Annotated in this window: 22 protein-coding genes and 1 pseudogene; 11 read left to right on the top strand and 12 right to left on the bottom strand. The window is 63.6% G+C overall.

Translation table 11 applies throughout. The annotated features are described in order from the left end of the window. Positions 1–44 precede the first annotated feature (44 nt). The 4 genes and pseudogenes from mqo to NY023_RS08780 form a co-directional block, all read right to left on the bottom strand. Entirely contained in the window at positions 45–1,619 is a 1,575-nt protein-coding gene (mqo, locus tag NY023_RS08790; RefSeq protein WP_013971696.1) for a malate dehydrogenase (quinone), read from the bottom strand. Positions 1,620–1,926: 307 nt separating this feature from the next. Further along, complete coding sequence (locus NY023_RS27700; RefSeq protein WP_410479882.1) at positions 1,927–2,631, bottom strand: methyl-accepting chemotaxis protein; 705 nt, start codon at positions 2,629–2,631, stop codon at positions 1,927–1,929. Between the two features lie 228 nt (positions 2,632–2,859). After that, positions 2,860–2,970 (bottom strand): annotated as a pseudogene (locus tag NY023_RS27695) (hypothetical protein); the annotation flags it as partial. Between the two features lie 765 nt (positions 2,971–3,735). After that, entirely contained in the window at positions 3,736–5,499 is a 1,764-nt protein-coding gene (locus NY023_RS08780; RefSeq protein WP_013971694.1) for an ABC transporter transmembrane domain-containing protein, read from the bottom strand. Positions 5,500–5,711: 212 nt separating this feature from the next. On the opposite strand from NY023_RS08780, the gene NY023_RS08775 reads away from it, so the two are divergent. Continuing rightward, positions 5,712–5,885: a PA1571 family protein gene (locus NY023_RS08775; protein ID WP_013971693.1), complete on the top strand. Its 174-nt coding sequence runs from the start codon at positions 5,712–5,714 to the stop codon at positions 5,883–5,885. Between the two features lie 176 nt (positions 5,886–6,061). Here NY023_RS08775 and pdxB read toward each other — a convergent pair whose 3' ends face one another. Together pdxB and tusA are read right to left on the bottom strand one after the other, a co-directional pair. Next, positions 6,062–7,204, bottom strand: a complete 1,143-nt coding sequence (pdxB, locus tag NY023_RS08770) for a 4-phosphoerythronate dehydrogenase PdxB (RefSeq protein WP_013971692.1) — start codon at positions 7,202–7,204, stop codon at positions 6,062–6,064. Positions 7,205–7,264: 60 nt separating this feature from the next. After that, complete coding sequence (tusA, locus tag NY023_RS08765; RefSeq protein ID WP_003248727.1) at positions 7,265–7,507, bottom strand: sulfurtransferase TusA; 243 nt, start codon at positions 7,505–7,507, stop codon at positions 7,265–7,267. On the opposite strand from tusA, the gene NY023_RS08760 reads away from it, so the two are divergent. Further along, complete coding sequence (locus NY023_RS08760; RefSeq protein WP_316927892.1) at positions 7,494–8,036, top strand: hypothetical protein; 543 nt, start codon at positions 7,494–7,496, stop codon at positions 8,034–8,036. The genes tusA and NY023_RS08760 overlap by 14 nt on opposite strands. A gap of 484 nt (positions 8,037–8,520) precedes the next feature. Here NY023_RS08760 and rlmM read toward each other — a convergent pair whose 3' ends face one another. Continuing rightward, on the bottom strand, positions 8,521–9,585 hold the full coding sequence (gene rlmM, locus NY023_RS08755) for a 23S rRNA (cytidine(2498)-2'-O)-methyltransferase RlmM (protein WP_013971691.1): 1,065 nt from the start codon (positions 9,583–9,585) through the stop codon (positions 8,521–8,523). 216 nt (positions 9,586–9,801) lie between these two features. On the opposite strand from rlmM, the gene acnA reads away from it, so the two are divergent. From acnA to NY023_RS08740, 3 genes are all read left to right on the top strand, one after another. Then, a complete protein-coding gene (acnA, locus tag NY023_RS08750) occupies positions 9,802–12,543 on the top strand; it encodes an aconitate hydratase AcnA (protein ID WP_024086573.1) in 2,742 nt (913 codons plus the stop codon). 59 nt (positions 12,544–12,602) lie between these two features. After that, positions 12,603–13,379, top strand: a complete 777-nt coding sequence (locus NY023_RS08745; protein WP_013971689.1) for a CPBP family intramembrane glutamic endopeptidase — start codon at positions 12,603–12,605, stop codon at positions 13,377–13,379. Between the two features lie 199 nt (positions 13,380–13,578). After that, a complete protein-coding gene (locus NY023_RS08740; RefSeq protein WP_023661721.1) occupies positions 13,579–15,144 on the top strand; it encodes a methyl-accepting chemotaxis protein in 1,566 nt (521 codons plus the stop codon). A gap of 241 nt (positions 15,145–15,385) precedes the next feature. Here the strand turns inward: NY023_RS08740 and NY023_RS08735 are convergent, their stop codons facing one another. The 5 genes from NY023_RS08735 to NY023_RS08715 form a co-directional block, all read right to left on the bottom strand. Continuing rightward, entirely contained in the window at positions 15,386–16,270 is an 885-nt protein-coding gene (locus NY023_RS08735) for a pseudouridine synthase (RefSeq protein ID WP_044046929.1), read from the bottom strand. Between the two features lie 51 nt (positions 16,271–16,321). Continuing rightward, positions 16,322–16,630, bottom strand: coding sequence for a hypothetical protein (locus NY023_RS08730; RefSeq protein WP_004376097.1), 309 nt, complete (start codon positions 16,628–16,630; stop codon positions 16,322–16,324). Positions 16,631–16,695: 65 nt separating this feature from the next. Beyond that, positions 16,696–17,127: a D-Ala-D-Ala carboxypeptidase family metallohydrolase gene (locus NY023_RS08725; protein WP_013971686.1), complete on the bottom strand. Its 432-nt coding sequence runs from the start codon at positions 17,125–17,127 to the stop codon at positions 16,696–16,698. 108 nt (positions 17,128–17,235) lie between these two features. Next, complete coding sequence (locus NY023_RS08720) at positions 17,236–17,475, bottom strand: glutaredoxin family protein (RefSeq protein WP_004376101.1); 240 nt, start codon at positions 17,473–17,475, stop codon at positions 17,236–17,238. 70 nt (positions 17,476–17,545) lie between these two features. Beyond that, complete coding sequence (locus tag NY023_RS08715) at positions 17,546–18,754, bottom strand: ammonium transporter (protein WP_015269506.1); 1,209 nt, start codon at positions 18,752–18,754, stop codon at positions 17,546–17,548. Between the two features lie 312 nt (positions 18,755–19,066). On the opposite strand from NY023_RS08715, the gene NY023_RS08710 reads away from it, so the two are divergent. The 6 genes from NY023_RS08710 to NY023_RS08685 all read left to right on the top strand — a co-directional run bounded on the left by NY023_RS08710 (position 19,067) and on the right by NY023_RS08685 (position 26,154). Next, positions 19,067–19,381 carry a YqjD family protein gene (locus NY023_RS08710; RefSeq protein WP_013971684.1) on the top strand — a complete coding sequence of 105 codons (315 nt, stop codon included), beginning with the start codon at positions 19,067–19,069 and terminating at the stop codon, positions 19,379–19,381. A 9-nt stretch (positions 19,382–19,390) separates the two neighbouring features. Continuing rightward, positions 19,391–19,765: a phage holin family protein gene (locus tag NY023_RS08705; RefSeq protein ID WP_013971683.1), complete on the top strand. Its 375-nt coding sequence runs from the start codon at positions 19,391–19,393 to the stop codon at positions 19,763–19,765. After that, positions 19,762–20,091, top strand: coding sequence for a hypothetical protein (locus tag NY023_RS08700; RefSeq protein WP_013971682.1), 330 nt, complete (start codon positions 19,762–19,764; stop codon positions 20,089–20,091). Before NY023_RS08705 ends, NY023_RS08700 begins: the two co-directional genes overlap by 4 nt. A gap of 189 nt (positions 20,092–20,280) precedes the next feature. Continuing rightward, a complete protein-coding gene (locus NY023_RS08695) occupies positions 20,281–21,612 on the top strand; it encodes a deoxyguanosinetriphosphate triphosphohydrolase (protein ID WP_013971681.1) in 1,332 nt (443 codons plus the stop codon). 283 nt (positions 21,613–21,895) lie between these two features. Continuing rightward, positions 21,896–22,513 carry a response regulator transcription factor gene (locus NY023_RS08690; protein WP_024086568.1) on the top strand — a complete coding sequence of 206 codons (618 nt, stop codon included), beginning with the start codon at positions 21,896–21,898 and terminating at the stop codon, positions 22,511–22,513. 8 nt (positions 22,514–22,521) lie between these two features. Beyond that, positions 22,522–26,154: an ATP-binding protein gene (locus tag NY023_RS08685; RefSeq protein ID WP_013971679.1), complete on the top strand. Its 3,633-nt coding sequence runs from the start codon at positions 22,522–22,524 to the stop codon at positions 26,152–26,154. Positions 26,155–26,171 lie beyond the last annotated feature (17 nt).

Here is a 26,171-nt window from a genome sequence, read left to right as displayed (position 1 = left end):
TGTCGCGAAAGGGCTGCAAGGCAGCCCCCAACAACTTGTGCAGGTCAGTGCGACACCTCGGCCTCCACCGGCACATACAGCAACTGCAGGCGCTCGCTGCTCCATGCCCGGGTCTGGTTGGTCAGCGCCAGGTTGTTGTTCAGCTTTTGCCCATAGCTCGGCACGATTTCCTTGAGCCTGGCCTGCCAGGCTGGCGACTGGATACGGTCCTTGAAGGTCTTTTCCAGCACGGTCAGCATGATCGGCGCCGCTGTCGAGGCACCCGGCGAAGCTCCCAGCAACGCAGCGATGCTGCCGTCCTGCGCCGCCACCACTTCAGTACCGAACTGCAGCACACCGCCCAGGACCGGGTCCTTCTTGATCACCTGCACCCGCTGGCCGGCCTGCAGCAACTTCCAGTCTTCGTTCTTGGCGTTGGGGAAGTACTCGCGCAGCGCGTTCATGCGGTCATCGAAACTGAGCATCAGCTGCCCCATCAGGTAGGTGCTGAGGTCGATGTTATCGATACCGGCATTGACCATCGGCAGCACGTTGTGGCTGTTCAGCGAGGCGAACATGTCCAGCAGCGAGCCGTGCTTGAGGTACTTGGTGGAGAAGGTGGCGAACGGGCCGAACAGCAGCACCTGCTTGCCATCGATCATCCGCGTGTCCAGGTGCGGTACCGACATCGGCGGCGCGCCAACCGAGGCCTTGCCGTACAGCTTGGCTTGGTGGCGGGCGACCAGGTCGGGGTTGTCGGTCATCAGGAACTGACCACCGACCGGGAAGCCGGCGTAGCCTTCGGCTTCAGGAATGCCCGACTTCTGCAGCAGCTTCAGCGCGCCACCACCGGCACCGATGAACACGAAGCGGGCGTTGACGGCCTTTTCCTCGCCGCCGTTGGCCAGATCGAGCACCCGCACATGCCAGGTGCCGTCGTCGTTGCGCACGATGTCACGCACCTCATGACGCAGGTTCAGCGACACATTGGGGTTGCGGGTCATCGCGGCGAACAACTGGCGGGTGATTTCGCCAAAGTTCACGTCGGTACCGATGGCCATGCGCGTGGCGGCGACCTTCTGCCCCGGGTCACGGCCCTCCATCACCAGCGGCGCCCACTTGCGGATCTGCTCGTGGTCTTCCGAGATTTCCATGCCGCGGAACAGCGAGCTGTGCTGCAGGGCGTCGACGCGCTTGTGCAGGAAGGCGACGTTGTCGTCACCCCAGACAAAACTCATGTGCGGCACGTTGTTGATGAACGACTTCGGGTTGCTCAGCACGCCCTGCTCGACCTGGTAGGCCCAAAACTGCTTGGACACCTCGAACTGCTCGTTGACCCCAACGGCCTTGCTGATATCGATATTGCCGTCCTTGCCCACACTGGTGTAGTTCAACTCGCAGAACGCGGAGTGACCGGTGCCGGCGTTGTTCCAGGCATTGGAGCTTTCTTCGGCCACCTGGTCCAGGCGCTCATAGACGTCGATCTTCCAGGAGGGCTCCAGCTCGGTGAGGTAGGTACCCAGGCTGGCACTCATGATGCCACCGCCGATCAGCAGCACGTCGACGGTCTTTTCCGGTTCCGCGGGTTTGGAGCAGCCGATGACGCCCAGGCAGAGGAACGTCAGCAGGAATTTCTTCATTGATGTTATCCAGTTGTTGTGTACACGCGCGCCGCCTTGAGCAGGGAACGTGCCAACTGGGTCTGGAGCAGTGGATACAGGGGGCGCGCGACGGGATAGATGGCGGCAATCCGCCAGAGGGCATGGAATGAAGCAGTGGAAGTGGCGGGTTTCCCCAGTAGCCAACCTGGCGCCGTACCGTTGTGGGAGCGGCCTTGTGTCGCAAAAGGGCCGCAAAGCGGCCCCGGCAATCTCTGCATGGATGCTGATACCCTGGGGCCGCTGCGCGGCCCTTTCGCGACACAAGGCCGCTCCCACAAGAGCCGCGTCAGGCGGTGAGGCGGGAGGTGACTTCACCCAGCTGCCCCGACAACCCATGCAGGCGCTGCCCCGCCTGTTCGGTATGCTGCACCGCCTGCTGGTTGGCCGTGGCGATGCGGGTGATTTCGATCAGGTTGCAGGAGATGTCCTCGGCCACGCTGGTCTGCTCTTCGGCCGCCGTGGCGATCTGCCGGTTCATGTCGCGGATCGCTTCCACTGCCAGGGTGATGCGCTGCAGCATCTGCCCGGCCTGCTGCACCTGCTCGGCACCCTCCTCGCTGCGCTGCTGGCCGCTTTCGATGGCCTTGACCGCCTCCACCGCCCCCGACTGCACCGCCTCGATGATCTGGTGGATCTCGGCGATCGACGCCGCCGTGCGCTGGGCCAGGCTGCGCACTTCATCGGCGACGACCGCAAAACCTCGCCCGGCCTCGCCGGCACGGGCCGCTTCGATGGCCGCGTTGAGCGCCAGCAGGTTGGTCTGCTCGGCAATGCCGCGGATCACTTCAAGGACTTTGCCAATGCGCGCGCTGTCATGCTCAAGGTCGCGAATCACCGCCGCCGTGCCAGCGATTTCGCGGTTGACCACGCCGATGATGTCGATGGTCTGCTGCATCACCTGCTCGCCCGCCTGGGCACTGTGATCGGCGTCGTCCGCAGCGCGGGCGGCCTCCGCGGCGTGGCGGGCGACTTCCTGGGCAGTGGCGGACATCTCGTGCATGGCCGTGGCCACCTGGTCGGTGCGCTGGAACTGGTCGTGGGTACCACGGGCCATGTCGCCGGCGATGCTGCGCAGCTGGCCGCTGGCGCCTTCCAGTTCCTGGGCGTTGTCCTGCAGCCGGCCGACCGTGTCGGCGAGGAAATCGCGCAGGGTGTTGGCGGCCCGCGCCAGGCGGCCCAGTTCGTCCTCACGGCGGCTGTCTACCCGGGCGGCAAAGCGGCCCTGGCTCAGCTGCGCGACATACTCGATCAACTGGCGGATCGGCTCGATCAGGCTGCGGTTGACCAGCCACAGGCTGAGCAGCCCCACCAGCACGGCCGAGGCCAGCATCACCAGCAAGCCCAGCCATACCGTGCGCTCGGCACCGGCACTGAGGCTGGCGGCGTGCTGACGGGCATCGGCACGCAGTTGCTCGACCAGTTCGCTCATCTGCTCGCTGACGGCGCGGTCCACGCCCTTGACCGCCAGATCGCCGGCCACCGGGTCGCCGCCCGCCGCCTGGAATGCCTGGCGCCCCTGCGCATAGGTCTGGCCCAGCTGCCGGTGGCTGTCACGCAGTTGCTGCAGCGGCGCCTTGAGCCTGGCGTCGCTGCTGTCGATCAATTGCCCGAGCAGTTGCTGCACCTGCTGCTCGCGAGCCTGGAACTGCTGCCAGTACTTGTCCATGTCAGCCGGCTGGCGCCCGCGCAACAACACGTTCTTCCACTCCTGCACCTGGATCTTGAACTGCAGGTTGGCTTCGTCGATCAACTGCGAGGCCCGCAGCGGCCCGTCGACCAGCTCGGCGTAGCCGCGCACGCTGGACGAAAGGAACTGGAAGCACACCAGGGCGATCAGCAACATCGCCACCAGACTGCCGCCGAGCAGGGAGAGAATTTGCACTCTGAGGGATTTACGCAACATCTGGGATCTCGGAAAGCAGGAGGAAGACCGGAGGGCCGCGCAAGCTGGCAACAAGGCGCAACGCAGCCCGGTTACGGGCAGGCCAAAAAAAGGCTGCCATCAAGCAATGGCAGCCAGGTCGAGCACTTACGCAACAGTTGAGCTAGATACTCTCAGGCAAGTACTACAGAAATGTTACGAGGCCACTACAAGCTACCCCGTGGTGAACTGCAAGGCCGCAAGCCGCGCATAAAGCGGGCTCTCTTCGATCAACTGGCGATGCGTCCCCACCGCCACCAGCCTGCCCTTGTCGATGACCGCGATACGGTCGGCATGCTGGACCGTAGCCAGACGATGGGCGATCACCAGTGTGGTGCGCCCGGCCATCAGGCTGGGCAGCGCCTGCTGGATAAGGTGTTCGCTTTGTGCGTCGAGTGCGCTGGTGGCTTCGTCCAGCAACAGGATCGGCGCATCGACCAGCAACGCACGGGCAATGGCCAGGCGCTGCCGCTGCCCGCCGGACAAGCCGATGCCGCCCTCGCCCAGCTGTGTCTGGTAGCCCTGCGGCAATTGCCGGATGAATGCGTCGGCATGGGCACCCCGGGCGGCTGCCTCGACCTCGGCCAGGGTCGCCTCGGGCCGGCCATAGCGGATGTTGGCCTCGACCGTGCCGCGAAACAGCGAGGGGTTCTGTGCCACCAGGGCGAACTGCTGGCGCAGGTGATTGGGGTCAAGTTCGGTGATCGCCTTGCCATCGAGAAGGATGCACCCCTGCTGGGGGTCGTAGAAGCGCAGCAACAAATCGAACAAGGTCGACTTGCCCGCCCCCGACGGGCCCACCAGTGCCACGGTCTGCCCCGGCTCGATGGTCAGGCTCAGGCCATCGACAGCCGCCACCGAGGGCCGTGACGGATAGGCGAACACCAACTGCTGCAGCTCGATACGCCCACTGGCCCGCTGCTGCGGCAGCACCTGCGCCACGGCGGGCGGCAGGATTGCACTGCGCGCCGCCAACAGTTCGGCAATGCGCTCGGCGGCGCCCGCCGCCCTTTGCAACTCGCCGATTACCTCGCTGAGGGTGCCGAAGGCACTGCCGACGATCAGGCTGTAGAACACGAACGCGGCCAGTTCGCCCGCGGAAATGCCTCCGGCGATCACATCCATGCCGCCAACCCACAACATCACCCCCACCGCTCCCAGTACCAGCACGATCACCAGGGTGATAAGCCAGGCACGCTGGGCAATACGCTGCCGGGCCACGGCAAAAGCCGCTTCGACCGTACCGGCGAACAGCTGGCGGTCATGCGCCTGGTGGTTGTAGGCCTGCACGGTCTTGATCTGCCCGAGGGTCTCGGCCACATAGCTGCCCACATCGGCTACCCGGTCCTGGCTCTGCCGCGACAGGCTGCGTACCCGGCGGCCAAACAGCAGGATCGGCGCCAGCACCAGCGGCAGGGCCACCACCACGATGCTGGTGAGCTTGGGATTGGTGATAAACAGCAACACCACACCACCGATGACCATCAGCGCGTTGCGCAGGAACATCGACAGCGAAGAGCCGATTACCGATTGCAGCAAGGTGGTGTCGGCGGTCAGGCGCGACTGGATCTCGGAGCTGCGGTTGTCTTCGAAAAACCCGGGATGCAAACCGATCAGGTGGTCGAACACGGCTCGACGGATATCGGCCACGCAGCGCTCGCCGATCCACGACACCAGGTAGAAGCGGCTGAAGGTACCCACCGCCAGGGCCAACACCAGCAGCAGGAACAGGCCGATGGTCTGGTTGAGCTGATGCGCGGAGCGGGTCATGAAGCCCTGGTCCACCAGCAGGCGGATGCCCTGGCCCATGGACAGGGTGATGGCGGCGGTGACTACCAGGGCCAGCAAGGCAAGCATCACCTGGCGACGGTAAGGACGGACAAACTGCCAACCCAGGCGCAAGGCGCGGCGTTGACGTGGGGAAACCGATTCGGGCATGGCGCTGACCACAATGGTGGGAAACCGCAGCCTACCACTCATCCACGCCTGTGGAACCCTTGCAGGGTTGCTATAGCCTATCGGTCTAACCAGGCTATGGAGCTTTACTGCCGTTTCTGTTGGACTGTGCCTGCCGTGACCCTGCAGGTACTGTCACAGGCCAGTCACGGCACAGGGTTAACCTGCGCTTGAACCTGATGAGGAGACAATACATGAGCTTGCAGCATGGCAGCGACAACCAGAAGCCCCGGACCACACCACCGCCGCAGGTGTGCGGTTCGATCATCGATGCGAAGGGGCGCGAAGTACCGATCACCGAGCAGATGATCCAGCAGGCCTGCAAGGCCCTGGAAGAAAGCCGGGTCGAGCGCGTACGCAAAGGTTGATCGGCGAATTCCTTGCAACCCGGCGCTTGCGCCGGGTTTTTATTTGCCTGAATCCTGTACCGGCCCTTTCGCGGGTAAACCCGCTCCCACAGGGACAACACAAGCCTTGAGGTCAGCGGGCTACCTGTGGGAGCGGGTTTACCCGCGAAGAGGCCGGCACAGCTTTCAAATGGCTGTCAGACCAACACCCCACCCAAGGCACTGACCAGCTGCGCCAACTGCGGCGACTCCCCGCGCACGCGCACCGCCAGCCCCTCGATCTCGCGCCGTGGCGGGTACTGCTTGCGCAACTGGTCGAACGCTGCGCGCTGCTGCTGCGGGTCGTCGCTGAGGCTGCGGCGGAAATCGGCATCGTCGCGGCGTGGGTCGTACACTGCGCGGCAAAGGGTGGCCAAGGCCCAGGCCGGGTCGGTGCTGGCATCCAGTTCGATCTGCGCCAGCGGTGGCCGGGGCAGCAAGTCGGCCAGTTGCACCTGTTCATCCACACCGAGGAAGCGGCACAGCGCCTGGTAGATCTGCGCCGTACCACGCTGGCGGCCGTCAAGGCTATAGCCGGCAATGTGCGGCGAAGCCAATGTGCACAGGTCGGCCAGTTGCAGGTCGACCTGCGGCTCACCCTCCCACACATCCAGCACCGCATGCAGGTCTTCGCGGTCCAGCAGCAATTCGCGCAGGGCGGCGTTGTCCACTACCGGGCCACGGCTGGCATTGACCAGCCAGGCACCCGGGCGCAACTGCGCCAGCTGCGCCTGGCCCAGCAGGTGCCAGGTCGGGTGGTCGCCGCCACGCTGCAAGGGGGTGTGCAGGCTGATCACATCGCACTGTTGCAGGATGGTCTCGAGGCTGACGTAGTCACCGCCCTCGGCGGCCTGGCGCAGCGGGTCGCATACCAGTACCTTCCAGCCAAGGCCGTGCAGCACCCGCACCAGGCGGCCACCCACCTCACCCGCGCCCACTACGCCATACACGCGCTCGGGCAGTGCCACGCCATCCAGCTCGGCCAGGGTCAGCAGGCTGCCCAGAACGTAATCGACCACGCCGCGGGCATTGCAGCCCGGTGCGCTGCTCCAGTGGATGCCGGCTTCGGCAAAGTAGTTCAGGTCGAGGTGGTCGGTGCCGATGGTGCAGGTGCCGACGAAGCGCACGCGGCTGCCTTCGAGCAACTGGCGGTCGACCTTGGTCACCGAGCGCACCAGTAGAATGTCGGCGTCCCTTACGCTGGCGGCATCGAGGCTTCGGCCGGGGTAACGGCGGATTTCGCCGAAACCCTGGAAGAAGGCATCGAGCAGCGGGATGTTCTCGTCGGCAACTATCAGCATGGCGCTCTCCTGTCTGGGGAACGCAGTGTAGGCGCAACGCCGGGCGTGTTCCAGAGCGGTTCAGTCGGCTTTCTTGCGGATCCAGTACAGGAAGGTACCGGCGTCTTCCTGCTGCTGCAGCAGTTCGTGGCCGAGGAAGTTGCAGAACTTGGGGATATCGCGGCGGGTCGAGGGGTCGGTGGCGATGACCTTGAGCAGGCCGCCAGCGGCCAGGTTGCGCACGTGCTGGTGCAGCATCATTACCGGTTCCGGGCAGTTCAGGCCGGTGGCGTCGAGGATGGCGTCGGGGGTGAAATCGGTCATGGGGGGCTCCGCAAATGATCGCTATTGTCGCGCATCGCGCGACGTGGTCCAAGCACCGCCTGTGAAGACGCGCCCTGCTCCTGCTCCTGCTCCTGCTCCTGCTCCTGCTCCTGCTCCTGCTCCTGCTCCTGCTCCTGCTCCTGCTCCTGCTCCTGATTTTGATTTTGATCTTGATCTTGATCTTGATCTTGATCTTGATCTTGATCTTGATCTTGATCTTGATCTTGATCTTGATCTTGATCTTGATCTTGATCTTGATCTTGATCTTGATCTTGATCTTGATCTTGATCTTGATCTTGATCTTGATCTTCGCGACTTCAGGAGGCCGAGCAGAGGGCTTGCGGAGGGAGGTGACGGGCATGGATGCCCGTCAAGCGCTGAGGCCCCATGGATGGGGCCTGCAGCGCGTACTCCCGGGAGCAAGACCGGCGCGAGGGGACCCCGGAGCGCAGCGCAGGGGCCGGATGATGGGAGCGCAGCGTTTTTTGGTTACTTTTTGCCGCGTTTGGCAAAAAGTGACTCGCCGTAAGGGCGAAAAGGTGAGTATGCGTCGCCATCGTAAATGGACTATGCGCGAGATCAAGACCAGTACTTTTCCGCTCTTCGCTCTTCGCTCTTCGCTCTTCGCTCTTCGCTCTTCGCTTTCAAGCGTGGGCATCAACAACAAGGTCAACATTCATTTGCGAAGGTGGCGCTTAATCACCTTTCCGCCCTTACGGCGGGTCACTTTTTGTCAAACGCGACAAAAAGTAACCAAAAAACGCTGCGCTCCCATCATCCGGCCTCTACGCTGCGCTCCGGGGTCCCCTCGCTACGGGCCTGCTCCCGGGAGTACGCGCTGCAGGCCCCATCCATGGGGCCTCAGCGCTTGACGGGCATCCATGCCCGTCACCTCCCTCCGCAGTCCCTTCGCTCGGCCTCCTGAAGTCGCAATCGGCGGCGCCTGAACTATCGCGCGCTTAGAAGCAAAAGCCGAAGCAAGAGCAAGAGCAAGAGCAAAGCAGTTCGCTGTGCTAGCGCGGCTTCAAGTCCAACCGGCGCAGATGGCAGGTCACTTCCTCACGGTCGTGATACAACTGCTTGCAAGCAATCGACACCTTGATCTTGCGCGCCTTGAAGGTCGCCTCCATGCGGTCGAGCAGCCGGCGTACTTCGGCATAACGCTGTTTCATCGGCAGCTTCAGGTTGACCACAGCTTCACGGCACAACCCCTCGCCCAGCCAGGTCTCGATCAGCGAGGTGGTACGGGCCGGTTTCTCGACGATGTCGCACACCATCCAGTCCACCGGCTGCTTCGGTTGCCAGGTGAAACCATCGGCCATCAGGTGCTGGACCAAGCCGGTGTCCATCAGGCTCTCGGCCATCGGCCCGTTGTCGATGGCGGTCACCAGCATGCCCCGGCGCACCAGCTGGTAGGTCCAGCCACCCGGCGAGGCTCCTAGGTCGACACCGGTCATGTCATCGCCCAGGCGCTGCTCCCACTGCTCGCGCGGGATGAACTGGTGCCAGGCCTCTTCCAGTTTGAGCGTCGAGCGGCTGGGCGCCTCGCGGGGGAATTTCAGGCGCGGGATGCCCATGGGCCACAGTGCACTGTTGTTGGCCGGGGCAACACCGGCAAATACCCGGCGGCCGCTGATGAAGGTGAGCAGCAGGCGTGGGCGGCTGGCATCGTCGACCAGGCGGCCGGCCTTTTCCAAAGCCTTGCGCAGCGGCACCTCGAACTTGCGGCAGAAGGTGGACAGTTCCTTGCCCTCGTTACTGTCCAGCACCTCCAGCCACAGGCTGCCGAACACCGGGAACCCGGCCAGATGCGCCAGCAGCACACTGATACGGTCGCTTTCCGGCAGTTCGACATAACCGCCACGAGCCCACTGCCGCGGGAAAATCAGCTGGTTGAAGCGCAGTTCCCCCATCAAGCGCTCGGCACCGCCCTCCTCGCTACAGACAAACTCGGCACTGGCACTCTGCGGCTTGCCTTTGGCATAGCCGGCAACGCCCAGGCGGGCGGCATGTTCGCTGATTTCGGCGCACACCTCACCCTCGAAACCGGGCCGGCAATGCATGAACAGGGTATTCATTTCTCACTCCACTACGGCTGGCGCGCCACAGGCGCCGGCAGGGCGGCGATGATAAAGGAAGATCGGAACCTGCGACACGCCCCGCCGGTCCAGAAAAGGGTCAGATGACGCAAAGCGGTCTAACCTGACCTTTCAGCCAGGTCCGTGCCGTGCGGATCGATACACAGCGGTGCCACCGGCATATCTTGCCAGGCACCGGCGCAGAAGGAGTTGGCAATGCCCTCGCTCGATAGCCTGAATACCCTCAAATCCCTCAAGGTCGGCGACCAGACCTACCACTACTTCAGCCTCACCGAGGCCGCCCGCCAACTGGGCGACCTGCAGCGCCTGCCCATGTCGCTGAAGGTACTGCTGGAAAACCTGCTGCGCTGGGAGGACGGCAAGACTGTCACCGGCGACGACCTGCGCGCGCTCGCCCAATGGCTGGGCGAGCGACGCTCCGACCGCGAGATCCAGTACCGCCCGGCGCGGGTGCTGATGCAGGACTTTACCGGTGTGCCGGCCGTGGTCGACCTGGCCGCCATGCGCGCTGCCATGGCCAAGGCCGGCGGCGACCCGCAGAGGATCAACCCGCTTTCACCCGTGGACCTGGTGATCGACCATTCGGTGATGGTCGACCGCTACGGCACGCCGCAGGCCTTCAGCGAGAACGTCGACATCGAAATGCAGCGCAACGGCGAGCGCTATGCCTTCCTGCGCTGGGGCCAGAGCGCCTTTGACAACTTCCGCGTGGTACCGCCGGGTACTGGTATTTGCCACCAGGTCAACCTCGAATACCTCGGCCGCACCGTCTGGACCCGTGAGGCCGATGGCCGCACCTACGCCTTCCCCGACACCCTGGTCGGTACCGATTCGCATACCACCATGATCAATGGCCTGGGCGTGCTTGGCTGGGGCGTGGGCGGGATCGAAGCGGAGGCAGCCATGCTCGGCCAGCCGGTGTCGATGCTGATCCCTGAAGTGATCGGCTTCAAGCTGACCGGCAAGCTGCGCGAAGGCATCACCGCCACCGACCTGGTGCTGACGGTGACGCAGATGCTGCGCAAGAAGGGCGTGGTGGGCAAGTTCGTCGAGTTCTATGGCGACGGCCTGGCAGAGCTGCCCTTGGCCGACCGGGCAACCATCGCCAACATGGCCCCGGAATACGGTGCCACCTGCGGCTTCTTCCCCGTCGACCAAGTGACCCTGGACTACCTGCGCCTGTCCGGCCGCCCCGAGGCGACGGTGCAATTGGTTGAGCAGTACTGCAAAGCCCAGGGCTTGTGGCGGCAGCCGGGCCAGGAGCCACTGTTCAGCGACAGCCTGGCGCTGGACATGCAAGAGGTCGAGGCCAGCCTGGCCGGGCCCAAGCGGCCGCAGGACCGGGTAGCCCTGGGCCAGGTCAGCCAGGCCTTCGACCACTTCATCGAACTGCAACCCAAACCGCTGGCCAAAGAGGTCAGCCGCCTGGAAAGCGAAGGTGGCGGCGGCGTGGCGGTGGGCAACGCCGACCAGGCTGGGGAGATCGACTACAGCCATGAAGGCCAGACCCACACCCTGCGCGATGGCGCCGTGGTGATTGCCGCGATCACCTCGTGTACCAACACCTCGAACCCCAGTGTGATGATGGCCGCCGGGCTGGTGGCGAAAAAGGCCCTGGAGAAAGGCCTGCAACGCAAACCCTGGGTCAAGAGTTCGCTGGCGCCGGGCTCCAAGGTGGTCACCGACTACTTCAAGGCCGCCGGGCTAACCACCTATCTGGACCAATTGGGGTTCGATCTGGTCGGCTATGGCTGCACAACCTGCATCGGCAACTCCGGCCCGCTGGATGAAGCGATCGAAAAAGCCATCGGCAGCGCCGACCTCACGGTGGCTTCTGTGTTGTCGGGTAACCGCAACTTCGAAGGCCGTGTGCATCCGCTGGTCAAGACCAACTGGCTGGCCTCGCCGCCACTGGTGGTGGCCTATGCCCTGGCCGGCAGCGTACGCCTGGACCTGACCCGCGACCCTCTGGGCACTGGCAAGGATGGTCAACCGGTGTACCTGCGTGACATCTGGCCCAGCCAGCAGGAAATTGCCGCTGCCGTGGCCAAGGTAGACACGGCGATGTTCCACAAGGAATACGCCGAAGTGTTCGCCGGCGATGCACAGTGGCAGGCCATTGAGGTACCGCAGGCGGCCACCTACGTGTGGCAGGCCGATTCTACCTATATCCAGCATCCGCCGTTCTTCGACGACATCGGCGGGCCACCCCCGCAGGTCACCGACATCCAGGGTGCGCGGATCCTGGCACTACTGGGTGACTCGGTGACCACCGACCACATTTCCCCGGCCGGCAACATAAAGGCCGACAGCCCGGCCGGGCGCTACCTGCGTGAGCAGGGCGTGGAACCCCACGACTTCAACTCCTACGGCTCACGGCGTGGCAACCATGAAGTGATGATGCGCGGCACCTTCGCCAACATCCGCATCCGCAACGAAATGCTGGCGGGCGAAGAAGGTGGCAACACCCTGCACGTGCCCAGTGGCGAGAAGCTGTCGATCTACGACGCGGCCATGCGCTACCAGCAGGAAGGCACGCCGCTGGTGGTGATCGCCGGCCAGGAATATGGCACCGGCTCGAGCCGCGACTGGGCCGCCAAAGGCACCAACCTGCTGGGGGTCAAAGCGGTACTGGCGGAAAGCTTCGAGCGCATTCACCGCTCCAACCTGGTAGGCATGGGCGTACTGCCGCTGCAATTCAAGGCCGGCCACAACCGCAAGCAACTGGGACTGACCGGCAAGGAGAAGATCGATGTACTGGGCTTGAACGGTACACAGATCCGCCCGGGCATGAGCCTGCCCTTGCGCATCACCCGCGAGGATGGGCAGCACGAGCAGATCGAGGTGCTGTGCCGGATCGATACCGTGAATGAAGTGGAGTACTTCAAGGCGGGGGGAATATTGCATTATGTGTTGCGGCAGCTGATTGCTGGTTGAGGCGCGTATGCTTGGGGCTGCTGTGCAGCCCCAATATTGTTCAACGAGAAGGACCACTCGTGCCTCGCTTCCACCTGATCGCACTTTTACTCCTGGCACTCGGCTACACCCTCGCCCTGAGCCAGGGCAACCTCGGCATCACCACCCTGCCAACCTTTCTCGCCCTGCTTGCCAGCGCCCTACTCGCTCGCCGCCCCCAGCGCTGGCAACAAGCTCTCGGCCACACGTTGTTCATCCTCTTGGCCATCGCCCTGGCATTGCACTGGCTGCCCGGCTTCAACGCTGCCAAGGTCATCGACGGCGTTGCCCTCAGCCCTGGCGCCCTGCCCTTCACGATGTACCTGAACCTGGACAAACCCCTGATCGGCGCCTGGCTGCTGCTGGCCTGCCCTTGGCTGTTCCTGTGGCGCAGCCAGGGCCTGGCGACCAGCCTGCTGTACGCCCTGCCCCTGACACTGCTTGCCTGCCTGGGCGGCGCCTGGGCAATGGGCATGCTGGCCTGGGCCCCGAAATGGCCCGACCAAGCCTGGCTCTGGCTGCTGAACAACCTGCTGCTGGTAAGCCTGACCGAAGAACTGTTGTTCCGCGGCTACATCCAGGCCGGCCTGCAACGGCTGCTGCGCCACCAAGGGCTGGCATTGTTCGCCGCCGCCTTGCTGTTCGGCCTGGCCCACCTGGGGGCCGGCTGGCAATGGGTATACCTGGCTACCCTTGCCGGTATCGGCTACGGCCTGGCGTACCGCTGGGGCGGCGTGGCGGCTGCGGTGCTCTGCCATTTTGGCCTGAACCTGGTGCATTTCACCCTGTTCAGCTATCCGATGCTGGCTCTTGGCTAGCCAGTCGGTCATCATTCGACTTATCCGTCATTAAACAGCAGTAAAAACGAAATAATGACGCTAAATTACTTGAACGTGCTCGTTGGCTAACCCAGATCGAAGTGATGGCCTGTTGCCACAGGTCAAGCACATTAATTATTCATTCAATAAAACCAGCGGCTTGCCGATACCAGTCGAAAGCCCTGCGGACTATCAACCCATGCGTAACAACCAGCCGATTACCCAGAGAGAACGGACTTTCCCTGCCCAGCAGCGGTTGATCTCCACCACCAATGCCAAAGGTGTGATCACTTACTGCAACGATGCCTTCGTCGAGATCAGTGGTTTCACCCGCGAAGAACTGACCGGTGCCCCGCATAACCTGGTGCGTCACCCCGATGTGCCGCCAGCGGTGTTTGCCCACATGTGGCAAACCCTCAAGCAGGGCCAGCCGTGGATGGGCATCGTCAAGAACCGCTGCAAGTCCGGCGACCATTACTGGGTCAACGCCTATGTCACGCCGATCTTCGACAACAACCAGGTGGTCGGCTTCGAATCGGTGCGGGTCAAGCCCACCGCCGAGCAGGTCCGCCGCGCCGAGGCGCTGTACCAGCGCATCAACCAGGGCAAGCCGCCGGTACCGCGCCGGGACAAGTGGCTACCGGTGCTGCAGGACTGGTTGCCGTTCATCCTGATCAGCCAGGTGGGCTTCCTGATCGGCAACTGGCTGGGCCATTCCTGGGGCTTCGCCCTGGCTGCCGGGCTTTCCGTACCGCTGGGCCTGCTGGGCCTGAGCTGGCAGCAGCGCGGCCTCAAGCGCCTGCTGCGCCTGGCCGAGCAAACCACCTCCGACCCGCTGATCGCGCAGATGTACACCGACAGCCGGGGCGTGCAGGCGCGCCTGGAAATGGCCATGCTCAGCCAGGACGCGCGCATGAAAACCTGCCTGACCCGCCTGCAGGACAGCGCCGAACACCTCAGCGAACAGGCGCGCCAGTCTGACGCGCTTGCGCACAAGAGCTCTTCGGGCCTGGAGCGCCAACGGGTGGAGACCGAGCAGGTTGCCGCTGCAGTCAACCAGATGGCCGCCACCACCCAGGAAGTGGCCAACCACGTGCAGCGCACCGCCGATGCCACCCAGGAAGCCAACCGCCTGACCAGCCAGGGCCGGCAGATTGCCGGTGAAACCCGCGAGGCCATCGAGCGCCTGTCGGCGGCGGTGGGCGAAACCGGCCAGACGGTGACGCAACTGGCCAAGGACAGCGACGAGATTGGTGGCGTGGTCGATGTGATCAAGGGCATCGCCGACCAGACCAACCTGCTGGCGCTGAACGCGGCCATCGAAGCGGCACGTGCCGGTGAAATGGGCCGAGGCTTTGCCGTGGTGGCCGACGAAGTGCGCCAGCTGGCCCAGCGCACTGCCGAATCCACCGGGCAGATCCACGGCCTGATCGCCAAGCTGCAACAAACCGCCAGCAATGCCGTACTGACCATGGAAACCGGCCATCGCCAGGCGCAGGAAGGCGTCGACCGTGTGATGCAGGCCGACGAGGCGCTGGTGGGTATCAGTGAAGCGGTGGCCAACATCACCGACATGGCTACCCAGATTGCTGCAGCGACCGAAGAGCAGACTGCAGTGGCGGACGAGATCAGCCGCAACATCAGCACCATCGCCGACCTGGCCGACCAGACTGCCGAACAGGCCCAGCACTCGGCGCTGCTCAGCGAAGAGCTGACCAGTACGGCGGGTACCCAGTACTCGCTGGTGGAGCGGTTCAACCGCTAAGGCGGCTTCCACAGGTACGGCATGCACTTTATACCTGCGCCGTACCTGTGGGAGTAACTGTCTTGCTCAAAATCCAAAAGATTGCGCGATCACTGTGGGAGCGGGTTCACCCGCGAACACCGGCGAAGCCGGTGCCATCCAGCGCGCAGGCTTCTTCGCGGGTGAACCCGCTCCCACAGGGGGCCGCGCAAGCCTTCAGAGTGCATTCACGACAGTTGCTCATGCAACGAGCGCGTGAGCATTACCAATCCAGTTGCAAACAGCTCTCGAAGTAGCGTTCTTCCCCGCTCAGCGGGTCTGCAAAGCGCAGGCTCTGCGCCAGCAACTTCAGCGGCCGCTGGTAGTCGTCCTCGTCGTTGAGAAGCTGCGGATAGAATGGGTCATTGCAGATCCCCGCCCCCAGCGCTGCCATGTGCACGCGCAACTGATGGGTCTTGCCAGTTACCGGCGACAGCCCGTAACGCCAAAGCTCGCCATTCTTCTCCAGCACTTCGGCCAGGGTTTCGCTGTTGGCCTCCCCCTCTACCTCGTGCATGCGGAAAAACGGCTCGCCATGAACCAGGCGGCTTTTGTGCACCAGCGGGAAATCGTGATGCGGCATGGCCGCGGCAATGGCCTGGTAGCGCTTGTCGATACGTCGTTCGGGGAACAGCCGTTGGTAGGCACTACGGCTCTGCGGGTTGGCGGAAAACAGCACAAGCCCGGCGGTATGCCGGTCGATACGGTGCAACGGCACCAGGTGCGGGTTGCCCAGGCGGCGGATCAGGCGGCGCAGCAAGGTCTGTTCGACGTATTCGCCAGTCGGCGTCACTGGCAGGAAATGCGGCTTGTCAGCTACCACCAGGTGCTCATCCACATGCAGTACGGTCTCCTGCACCGGGATCGGCCGCTCGTTCGGCACCTCACGGAAGTAGTGCAAACGCATACCGCGCTTGTAAGGCAGTTCAGCAGAAACCGCCCGCCCTTCGGCATCAAGCACCCGGCCACGAGCAAAACGATCGAGCCACTGGGCGCGGTCGATGGCCTTGAAATGGTCACACAGGCAGTCGAGCACCGTCGCCCAGTTACCGGGGGGCAGGCACACCGTGCTGGCTTGCTGGCGGGCGGGGTCGAAAGGCGTGGTCATGGCAGGGCTCGAAACGTTCACGGCCGCGCATTATCCCCCAAGCCCGCGCCCTCAACCAGCCTGGGCAATGGCCTCGCAGCGCTCCTTCAACCAGCGCAATACCTGCACCGGCTCCCAGCGCCCAGGGTCGTAGAGGGCATACAGCAACCCCTGATACCCCACCACATCCAGCCCGCGGTGATAGCCGGCACGCTGGAACAGGGCCTCGATCTCGGCGAAGCAGGTATTGAAGTGGACCTTGCCGAACGGCGTGCGGTCATCGGTCACCAGGCCTTCGAGGCGCAGTTCCAGAACAGCGTCGGCCACCCGCTCGACGGGCATGCGGTTGACGCTGTACTTGAGTTGCTCGACATTGAGCATGGCTTCACCTCGACACTGTATTTATATACAGCATACGAATATCCTCTTACCGCCGTCAATGCGCTTCATTGCAGGCCCGGCAGATAGCCGGTGCCTTTGCGGATGGTCAACACCTGGCGCCGAGGGGCGCCGCGCGACACGGCCAGGTGCACCCAGTCATCGAATTCGAGGATCAGTTGGTCGAAGGGGATGGTGCTTTCGCTGACCCGACGCACAACCTCGCGCGGGCTCACGTCAATCACCGTGAAGTCAGCCGCCAGCCCCTGCAGATGCTTGCTCGTCAGCGTCCCGCCAATACGCTGGTTGACTGCGGGGCTGCGATAGCCGCTGCTGACAATGACCGGTGCGCCGAACAGCGCGCGCACCTGCTCCAGTGCATTGCACAGCAACTGCAGGTTGGCACGCGCCTCGGCTGGAGGATTATTGTCGAGCCCTTCCCTGGCGGCGAGCTGCGAAACAGTCATTTCATCGAGGGTGAAATGGGGGGTAATGCGCATGGCTGGATTCCTGATGACCGGTGAAGAATGCCGGCCTCAACGTGCCGGCAGCGGATCATCACAACGCTGCACACCGCATGGAGCAGGGACAGACCTCCCCTGGCGCAATTACTGCGCGAGAAACGCCACCACCTGTTCGGCATCGAACGGCCAGTGCAGCTCGGCGCCGTTGTCACAACGGCGCAGCACCGGAATGATCAGGCCATAGCGTTCGAACAGAGTTTCGTTCTCGGCAATGTCGACCAGTTCCACCAGCAGGCCATGATCGACGAAGGGCATCAGCACGGCCTCGGCCACTTCACACAGGTGGCAGCCGAGGGTGCCGAACAGTTGGCATTCAGGCAGCATGGGGCAAGTCCGCTTTGGCAGGGAGAAACCTATTCTAGGTCCGTCCTGCCCACAGTGCACCTGACCTGGCTCAATCCTGGCTGGTGGCGCCGATACGGTGTAGCGACAGGTCCGCGCCCTGGAATTCCTGCTCATGGCTCAAGCGCAGCCCATGCAGCGCGCGGATTGCACCATACACGGCAAAACCGCCGGCCAATGCCACCACCACGCCCATCAGGCTGCCCAGCAACTGGCTGACCAGGCTGACACCGCCCATGCCACCCAGCACCTCCTGGCCGAAGATGCCGCAGGCCATGCCACCCCATACACCGCACAGGCCATGCAACGGCCACACACCCAGCACATCGTCGATCTTCCAGCGGTTCTGCGCCGCGGTGAAGGTCCAGACGAACAGCGCACCCGCCACCAGACCGGTGGCCAGCGCACCAATCGGGTGCATCAGGTCGGAACCGGCACAAACCGCTACCAGCCCGGCCAGCGGCCCGTTATGCAGGAAGCCCGGGTCGTTACGCCCGGCCAGCAAGGCCGACAGGGTGCCACCGACCATGGCCATCAGCGAGTTGATCGCCACCAGGCCGCTGACACCTTGCAGGGTCTGGGCACTCATGACGTTGAAGCCGAACCAGCCGATGATCAGGATCCACGACCCCAATGCCAGAAAGGGAATGCTCGACGGGGCAAAAGCCACCAACCGGCCATCGCGGTAGCGCCCACGGCGCGCGCCCAGCAGCAACACCGCCGCCAGCGCCAGCCAGCCGCCCATGGCATGCACCACCACCGAGCCGGCAAAATCATGGAACGGCGCGCCGAAGCGTGCCTGCAACCAGGCCTGAACGCCCAGGTTGCCGTTCCACACCACGCCCTCGAAGAACGGATAGATGAACGCTACGATCAACGCCGTGGCACACAGTTGCGGCACAAATCGCGCCCGCTCCGCGATGCCCCCGGAGATGATTGCCGGGATCGCCGCAGCGAAGGTCAGCAGGAAGAAGCACTTGACCAGCGCATAGCCATGATCGGCCGCCAGCGCTGCCGCCGGCTGGAAGAAGCTGACCCCGTAGGCGATCCAGTAGCCGATGAAGAAGTACACCAATGCCGAAATAGCGAAGTCGCTGAGAATCTTCGACAAGGCGTTGACCTGGTTCTTGTGGCGTACAGTGCCCACTTCGAGAAACGCGAAGCCGGCATGCATGGCCAGCACCAGGATGGCGCCCATGAGAATGAACAGGGTGTTTGAACCGTGGACCAGAGAGTCCATCGCGCTGTGCATGTTTTCCATGAAATAGGCAGACCTGCTGAAAAGGCACCAGGACAGTTCAAGAACCTGCATCCCTGCACCGAATCGGTGCCAGCTCCCTGCCCCGTTTCGGTGAACCGGGCGGAGCCTGCTTGGTTTTTTCTTGGGTTTGTCGTGGATTGAGTTAAGGTTTATCGGTATCCGCTGCGCTGACGCCCTGAATCGGCGCAATACCCGCCCAGGGCGCCCCGCAACGTGGCAAAGCCTTAGCAAGGCCCATACCAGCGCCGGTACTTGAACCTTCCGGGCGTGCTATCACTCGAACTACCAACACTCATCGACAGGGAGATACCCATGGCCAGCAAATCGGCAAAGACTGCACAAGAGATATTGATGGCTGACTTCCAGGCACTGGTCCGCGACACCGAGAAGCTGCTGGCCGACACTGCCAACCTGGCAGGCGACCAGGCTGACGAGTTGCGTGAACAGATCCACGACCGCCTGACCCAGGCCCGCGAAACCCTGCAACTGACCCAGGACTCGGTGCGGGAACGCGGCCAGGCAGCATTGAGCAGTGCCGAACAGTACGTGCAGGAAAAACCGTGGCAGGCGATCGGCATTGCCGCTGGCGTCGGCCTGTTGATCGGCCTGCTGGCCAACCGGCGCTGAGGGGTTTCCATGGAGAACGACGCCAACGGCGCCAGCGCCTCGGGCAAGCGCCTGGGGGCGGCTGCCCTGGGGCTGCTGCACAGCCACATCGAACTGTTCGGCATCGAATTGCAGGAGCAGAAGGGCCGCACCTTGAGCCTGCTGCTGTTCGCCGGCCTCGCCCTGGTATTCGCCCTGCTTCTGCTGACGGCGTTGTCCGGGCTGTTGCTGGTGCTGCTGTGGGATAGCTATCGCCTGGCCGGCATCATTGGCCTGTGCGTGTTCTACGGCATAGCCGCGCTGTATTGCGGCTTGCGCCTGAAGGCCGCGGTGTTCGACGAGTCGTCGCCCTTCGGCGCCACCCTCGAGGAACTTGCCAAGGACCGGGAGCGCCTGTTGCCATGAGCCTGCCAGAATTGCCAAACACCCGAAACCCGCGGGAACTGCGCAAGGCGCTGCTGCGCCTGCGCATGGAAATGCACCGCCAGGAAATCCGCCACGAGTCCGCGCAGTTGCTTGAGCCACTGCGCCGCGTGCGCGGCATGGGCAGCTCGTTGCACGACGGGCTGGGCATCAAGCATGCGCCGCTTTGGGGGATTGGCGCAGTGGTGGCGCTGGGTTTCCTCACCGGCAAGGGCGTGCGCAGCGGCAACCTGGCGCGGCTGTTGCGCCTGGGCACCAGCCTGCTGCCGCTGCTGCGCCTGTACCTGCAAGGCAGCCGCCGCCCCTGAGCGTTTTCCGTCGACTGCACCGGCCCTATCGCCGGCAAGCCGGCTCCCACCTCGATCGCATCGGCCTCCAGCCATGTGCAATCCCTGTGGGAGCCGGCTTGCCGGCGATAGGGCCATTACAGGCTTACCTCTTGCGCTGCCCTTCCGGACACCGGAAGCTATACCCCTCGATCCACAGGAGACCGCGCCTTGGACTGGCACACCCTGCTCACCCGCGAACGCCTGGGCAAAGCCCTGTACAGCGCCGATGAACTCGGGCGCAGCCCCTTCCACAAGGACCACGACCGCATCATCTTCTCCGGTGCCTTCCGCCGCCTCGGGCGCAAGACCCAGGTGCACCCGGTTTCCAGCAACGACCATATCCATACACGCCTGACCCACTCGCTGGAAGTCAGCTGCGTCGGCCGCTCGCTGGGAATGCGCGTCGGCGAAACCCTGCGCGACAGCCTGCCGGACTGGTGCGCCCCCAGCGACCTGGGGATGATCGTGCAGTCGGCTTGCCTGGCCCATGACATCGGCAACCCACCGTTCGGCCACTCTGGCGAAGACGCCATCCGGCACTGGTTCCAGCAGGCCGCCGGGCGTGGCTGGCTGGATGACATGAGCGACGACGAGCGCGCCGACTTCCTCAATTTCGAAGGTAACGCCCAAGGCTTTCGCGTACTCACCCAGCTGGAGTACCACCAGTTCGACGGCGGTACTCGGCTGACCTATGCCACCCTCGGCACTTACCTGAAGTACCCGTGGAGCGCACGCCACGCCGACGCCCTGGGCTACAAGAAGCACAAGTTCGGCAGTTACCAGAGCGAACTGCCGCTGCTCGAGCAGATCGCCCGCAAGCTCGGCCTGCCGCAACTGGAACACCAGCGCTGGGCGCGCCACCCGCTGGTCTACCTGATGGAGGCTGCAGATGACATCTGCTACGCGCTGATCGACCTGGAAGACGGCCTGGAAATGGAGCTGCTGCAATACGCCGAAGTCGAAGCACTGCTGCTCGATCTGGTCGGCGATGACCTGCCGGAAACCTACCGTCAGCTCGGCCCTGGCGATTCCCGGCGGCGCAAGCTGGCGATCCTGCGCGGCAAGGCCATCGAGCACCTGACCAACGCTGCCGCCCGCGCCTTCGTCGAGCAGCAGCAAGCCTTGCTGGCCGGCCAGCTGGCGGGCGACCTGGTCGAACACATGCACGGCCCGGCCAAGCGCTGCGTACTGCAGGCCAAGGACATGGCACGCAACAAGATCTTCCAGGACAAGCGCAAGACCCTGCACGAGATCGGCGCCTACACCACGCTGGAAATCTTGCTGAACACCTTCTGCGGGGCCGCCCTCGAGCAGCACGGCGGACGCACGCCGTCGTTCAAGAGCCGCCGGGTACTGGACCTGATCGGCAACAATGCCCCCGACCCACACGGCTCGCTGCACAGCGCCTTCCTGCGCATGATCGACTTCATCGCGGGGATGACCGACAGCTATGCCAGTGAAATGGCCCGGGAAATGACCGGGCGCTCCAGCCCGACCTGAGCCCTGCCGGTGCAGCCCGGACATCGCCCGTAGCTGCACCGCATATTGTGGGAAACTTCCTACATATACTGGCGGAAAGTTAAACGGCACGAATAAAAGTAAATGAAAAGTTACCAATCACGCTTTGACAATGAATTAAACGCGCTTATTTCGTAGCCCGAATTGTTTTATCTTGTAAGCCATTTCCCATATAGGGCTAATAGCCCTTCCTCGCATGCCCGATGACTTTCAACTGCGATAAGGTGCCGCCTGTCACCCTCAATCGCCCGCAGGGAAGTTGAACATGCATTCCATATTTATCGTCGACGACCATCCCGTCATCCGCCTGGCCGTTCGTATGTTGCTGGAAAACCAGAATTACAAGGTTGTCGGCGAGTCGGACAACGGCGTGGACGCCATGCAGATGATTCGCGAAGCCGCCCCAGACCTGGTCATCCTCGACATCAGCATCCCCAAACTGGACGGGCTGGAGGTGCTTGCCCGGTTCCAGGCCATGGCCTTGCCCGTGAAGGTACTGGTACTGACCGCGCAATCTCCCGCATTGTTTGCCGTACGCTGCATGCACTCGGGTGCTGCAGGCTATGTGTGCAAGCAGGAGGACCTGAGCGAACTGCTCAGTGCAGTAAAGGCCGTGCTGGCTGGTTACAACTATTTCCCCAGCCAGGCAATCAAGCATAACCAGGCGATAGATGCCGACCTGCAACTTTTCCGTCAGGTTAATGACCGCGAACTGATGGTGCTTCAACTATTCGCCCAGGGCCGCAGCAACAAGGAAATTGCCAAGGGCATGTTCCTCAGCAGCAAGACCGTCAGTACCTACAAGAAGCGCCTCATGCACAAACTTCAGGTCAATACACTGGTCGATCTGATTGAAATGGCCAAACGCAACGCGCTGGTCTGAGGGTAGTCATGGCGCACAGTATCGCTCGCCTACTGCTCACCCTGCTCCTGTTCAGCGGCGTGGCACAGGCTACCCATCACGAGGCTTCATCCTATACCTTGCTGGCACGCTCATCGGCCAGGCCGGCATTACCAGCGCTCACGGACGAACAACGGCAATGGCTCGAAGGCCGTCAGGAACTGGTGCTGGGTACCTCGGCACCAGACTACCCGCCGTTCGACATCACCAGTGGGGGCCGCGACTACCAGGGCCTTACCGCCGAGTACGCAAGCCTGATCGGCAAGGCCCTGCAGTTGCCCGTGCGGGTGCTGCGCTTTTCCAGCCGGCAAGCGGCGGTCGAGGCGCTCCGGCAGGGCGATATCGACCTCCTTGGCAGCTCCAACGGCTACGAAGCGGCCAGCGATGGCCTGGCCCTGTCGGCCCCCTATGCCATCGACCAACCGGTGCTGGTAACGCGCGAGGACGAAAGCCGGGCGCTGGACACGGGCCTGGGCGGCATGCGCCTGGGCATGCTCTACCATTACCTGCCCCGGCAGGAGGTGAACAGCGCCTACCCCAAGGCCGAGCTTCTGGCCTTCGGCTCGTCCAGCCAGGCCCTGAGTGCCGTGGCGTTCGGCCAGGCCGACGTGTTCATCGGTGATACCATTTCCACCCACTACCAGCTCAATCGCGGCCACCTGCCGCGTCTGCGCATGGCCAGTTTCGGCAAGCACGAGGCCATCGGCTTCGGTTTTGCCCTGCGCCGCGAGGACCGGGTCCTGATGGATCTGGTGAACGCCACCCTGGACAGACAGACCTCGGCCATACGCGCCAGCATCTTCAAGCGCTGGAGCGCTGGTAGCGACCTACTGCTGACCGACCGCAAGCTGCAACTGACCGACACCGAAGAACAATGGCTGAAAGAACACCCGGTGATGCGCGTTGCAATCGATGACACCGCTGCACCGGTTTCCTATTTCGACGGCTCGGGGCATTTTCGCGGCATCACCGCCGACCTGCTCGAGCTCCTTCGCCTGCGCACCGGCTTGCGCTTCGAAGTGCAGCGCGCCAGCGGCCTTGCCGACATGATTGCCCGCCTCAAGGATGGCCGCGCCGATGTCATTGCTGCACTGGCCAGCGGCGGGATGAACGAAGACGACCTGCAAATCAGCCAACCCTACCTGGAAAGCGCCTATGTGCTGGTCAGCCGCAAGGACAAACAACCCTTCACCTCGCTGGAACAGCTGCAGGGTCATCGCATCGCCATTACCCGCTACAGCGCCATGGACGCCATGCTGTCGCGGCACTATCCGCAAATCGGCTGGGTCGAGACCGAAAGCTCGTTCTATTCCATGGCGTTGCTCAACAGTGGTGCCGTCGATGCGGTGATCACCACCTTGATCGACGCCAACCACGCCCTGGCTGGCAATCCCGAACTGGTCATCCGGGCCACCGTCGGCAGCGAACCCGCCACCTTCGCCATGGCCACCAGCGCCCCGTCACAAGCGCTGGTGTCGATCCTCGACAAGGCACTGCTGAGCATCTCGCCGGAAGAACTGGGGGTCATCAACAACCGTTGGCGCGGCTTCAGCCTGCACGAGGATGGCAACGACCACGGCTACCGCCGGCTGGCGATACAGGTGGTACTGGGCACCGCCGTGCTGTTGCTGCTGGCCTTGTTGTGGAATGCCCGCCTGCGCCTGCAGATTCGCCAGCGGCAACGCGCCGAACGGGCGCTGAACGACCAGTTGGCGTTCATGCGCGCCCTCCTCAACGGCACGCCCCACCCCATGTACGTGCGAGATCGCGAGGGCCGACTGCAAAGCTGCAACTACAGTTACCTGGAAGCCGTGCAGGCCCGCTCCGAGGAGGTCATCGGCAAAAACCTGGAGGGGAGCCTGTTCGCCGATTACGAGCAGACCCGGCAGATCCACGCCGATTATCTGAAGGTGATGGCCGAAGGCTCGCCGCTGATCATGGACCGGCCACTTCGGATCCAGGGCCGGGAGATGACCATCTACCACTGGATTCTGCCGTACCGCGACTCACTGGGTGAGGTGCAGGGCATCATCGGTGGCTGGATCGACATCAGCGAGCGCCGCCATCTGGTCATGGAGCTGCGCCAGGCCAAGCAGCAGGCCGATGATGCGAACCGCGCCAAAAGCACGTTCCTGGCCACCATCAGCCACGAAATCCGCACCCCGATGAATGCCGTCATCGGCATGCTCGAGCTGGCAGTCAAGCGCGCCGACCAAGGCCGTGTAGACCGCTGTGCGCTGGAGCTGGCCCACCATTCGGCCAAGGACCTGCTGGGCCTGATCGGCGATATCCTCGACATTGTGCGCATCGAGTCCGGGCATTTGTCCCTCGCCCCGGAGGCCGTCGACCTGGCGGCCCTGGTCGAGTCGGTGGGGCGCATTTTCGAGGGCCAGGCCCGGCAGAAAGGCCTGGCCCTGGAGGTGATCATCGCACCGGCCGCCCGCTGCCATGCCCTGCTCGACCCCCTGCGTTTCAAGCAAGTCCTGTCCAACCTGGTAAGCAACGCCATCAAGTTCACCGAGCATGGCCAGGTGCGCATATGCGTCGGCCTGGTGGACGACGGCAGCACTACCCCCGCAGTTCTGGAGCTGGAAGTGCGCGACAGTGGCATCGGTATCCACGCCGACGACCTGCAGCGCCTGTTCAACCCGTTCATCCAGGCCAACCCGCATAGCCAGAGCGCCCGTGCAGGTACCGGGCTGGGCCTGGCCATCTGTCGCAACCTGTGCGAGATGATGGGCGGCAGCCTGACCATAAAGAGCCTGGAGGATGTCGGCACCCAGGTGCGCCTGAAGATGCCGCTGCAGCGGGTTGACGCAGCAGCGCAGCCGACCCCGCTGATCGAAAACCTCGACGTGCCCGACCCACGGCTGAGCGTGCTGGTGATCGACGACCACCCGGCCAACCTGCAACTGATGGCACAGCAGCTTGGCTACCTGGGGCTTGAGCACACCAGCGCCCAGGACGGTCGCGAAGGCCTGGCTACCTGGCGGGCGGGCGACTTCGATGTGCTGGTGCTCGACTGCAACATGCCGCACATGAACGGTTACCAGCTGGCCACTGCCGTACGTACCGAGGAACGCCATGGCAAGCGGCAGCGCTGCACCATTCTCGGCTACACCGCCAACGCACAGCCGGAGGTACGCCGCAAGTGCCTGAGCGCCGGCATGGACGACTGCCTGCTCAAGCCCATCAGCCTGGGCACGCTCAGCCAGCGTCTTGCCAGTATCCGCCCACGCCGCCAGCAGAAACCGCGCCGCAAGCTCTACCACCTGGACGGCCTGGCCACGGTGGTCGGGCATGACCCGAACGATCGCCAGCGTTTCCTGCAGGCGTTGCAGCAGAGCCTGCAGGCCGACCTGGCCACCTTGATGGCATTGCATCCGCAGCATGACAGCGATGCTATTGCCGAACAGGCGCACAAGGTGCTCAGTGCCGCGCGGATGCTGGAAGCCCCCGAGCTGATGAAAGCCTGCGAAGCCCTCGAGGCAAGCGGCTTGCCTACCACTCAGCTACGCCTGCGGCGCCAGGCACTGGCGCGGCATATGTACCGGGTAGAACGTGCCCTGGCCAGGGAACTGGCCACAGGCACCTGCACACAGGCAGGCAGCCAGGCGTGTTAACTGGTAGACTGCGCGGC

The sequence above is a fragment of the Pseudomonas sp. NBB genome (assembly GCF_032701105.1).
GTDB classification, from domain to species: Bacteria; Pseudomonadota; Gammaproteobacteria; order Pseudomonadales; family Pseudomonadaceae; genus Aquipseudomonas; species Aquipseudomonas asiatica.
The sequence above is the reverse complement of the archived record's forward strand: the minus strand, read 5'-3'. Positions and strand labels throughout refer to the sequence as shown.

Excerpts from the sequence above, each read along its gene's own strand:
- mqo (WP_013971696.1), bottom strand. The coding sequence starts at position 1,619 with ATGAAGAAATTCCTGCTGACGTTCCTCTGCCTGGGCGTCATCGGCTGC.
- NY023_RS27700 (WP_410479882.1), bottom strand. The coding sequence starts at position 2,631 with ATGTCCGCCACTGCCCAGGAAGTCGCCCGCCACGCCGCGGAGGCCGCC.
- NY023_RS08690 (WP_024086568.1), top strand. The coding sequence starts at position 21,896 with ATGCATTCCATATTTATCGTCGACGACCATCCCGTCATCCGCCTGGCC.
- NY023_RS08705 (WP_013971683.1), top strand. The coding sequence starts at position 19,391 with ATGGAGAACGACGCCAACGGCGCCAGCGCCTCGGGCAAGCGCCTGGGG.
- NY023_RS08740 (WP_023661721.1), top strand. The coding sequence starts at position 13,579 with ATGCGTAACAACCAGCCGATTACCCAGAGAGAACGGACTTTCCCTGCC.
- NY023_RS08700 (WP_013971682.1), top strand. The coding sequence starts at position 19,762 with ATGAGCCTGCCAGAATTGCCAAACACCCGAAACCCGCGGGAACTGCGC.
- NY023_RS08725 (WP_013971686.1), bottom strand. The coding sequence starts at position 17,127 with ATGCGCATTACCCCCCATTTCACCCTCGATGAAATGACTGTTTCGCAG.
- NY023_RS08735 (WP_044046929.1), bottom strand. The coding sequence starts at position 16,270 with ATGACCACGCCTTTCGACCCCGCCCGCCAGCAAGCCAGCACGGTGTGC.
- NY023_RS08710 (WP_013971684.1), top strand. The coding sequence starts at position 19,067 with ATGGCCAGCAAATCGGCAAAGACTGCACAAGAGATATTGATGGCTGAC.
- pdxB (WP_013971692.1), bottom strand. The coding sequence starts at position 7,204 with ATGCTGATAGTTGCCGACGAGAACATCCCGCTGCTCGATGCCTTCTTC.
- NY023_RS08775 (WP_013971693.1), top strand. The coding sequence starts at position 5,712 with ATGAGCTTGCAGCATGGCAGCGACAACCAGAAGCCCCGGACCACACCA.
- tusA (WP_003248727.1), bottom strand. The coding sequence starts at position 7,507 with ATGACCGATTTCACCCCCGACGCCATCCTCGACGCCACCGGCCTGAAC.
- NY023_RS08780 (WP_013971694.1), bottom strand. The coding sequence starts at position 5,499 with ATGCCCGAATCGGTTTCCCCACGTCAACGCCGCGCCTTGCGCCTGGGT.
- NY023_RS08715 (WP_015269506.1), bottom strand. The coding sequence starts at position 18,754 with ATGGAAAACATGCACAGCGCGATGGACTCTCTGGTCCACGGTTCAAAC.
- rlmM (WP_013971691.1), bottom strand. The coding sequence starts at position 9,585 with ATGAATACCCTGTTCATGCATTGCCGGCCCGGTTTCGAGGGTGAGGTG.
- acnA (WP_024086573.1), top strand. The coding sequence starts at position 9,802 with ATGCCCTCGCTCGATAGCCTGAATACCCTCAAATCCCTCAAGGTCGGC.
- NY023_RS08720 (WP_004376101.1), bottom strand. The coding sequence starts at position 17,475 with ATGCTGCCTGAATGCCAACTGTTCGGCACCCTCGGCTGCCACCTGTGT.
- NY023_RS08730 (WP_004376097.1), bottom strand. The coding sequence starts at position 16,630 with ATGCTCAATGTCGAGCAACTCAAGTACAGCGTCAACCGCATGCCCGTC.
- NY023_RS08685 (WP_013971679.1), top strand. The coding sequence starts at position 22,522 with ATGGCGCACAGTATCGCTCGCCTACTGCTCACCCTGCTCCTGTTCAGC.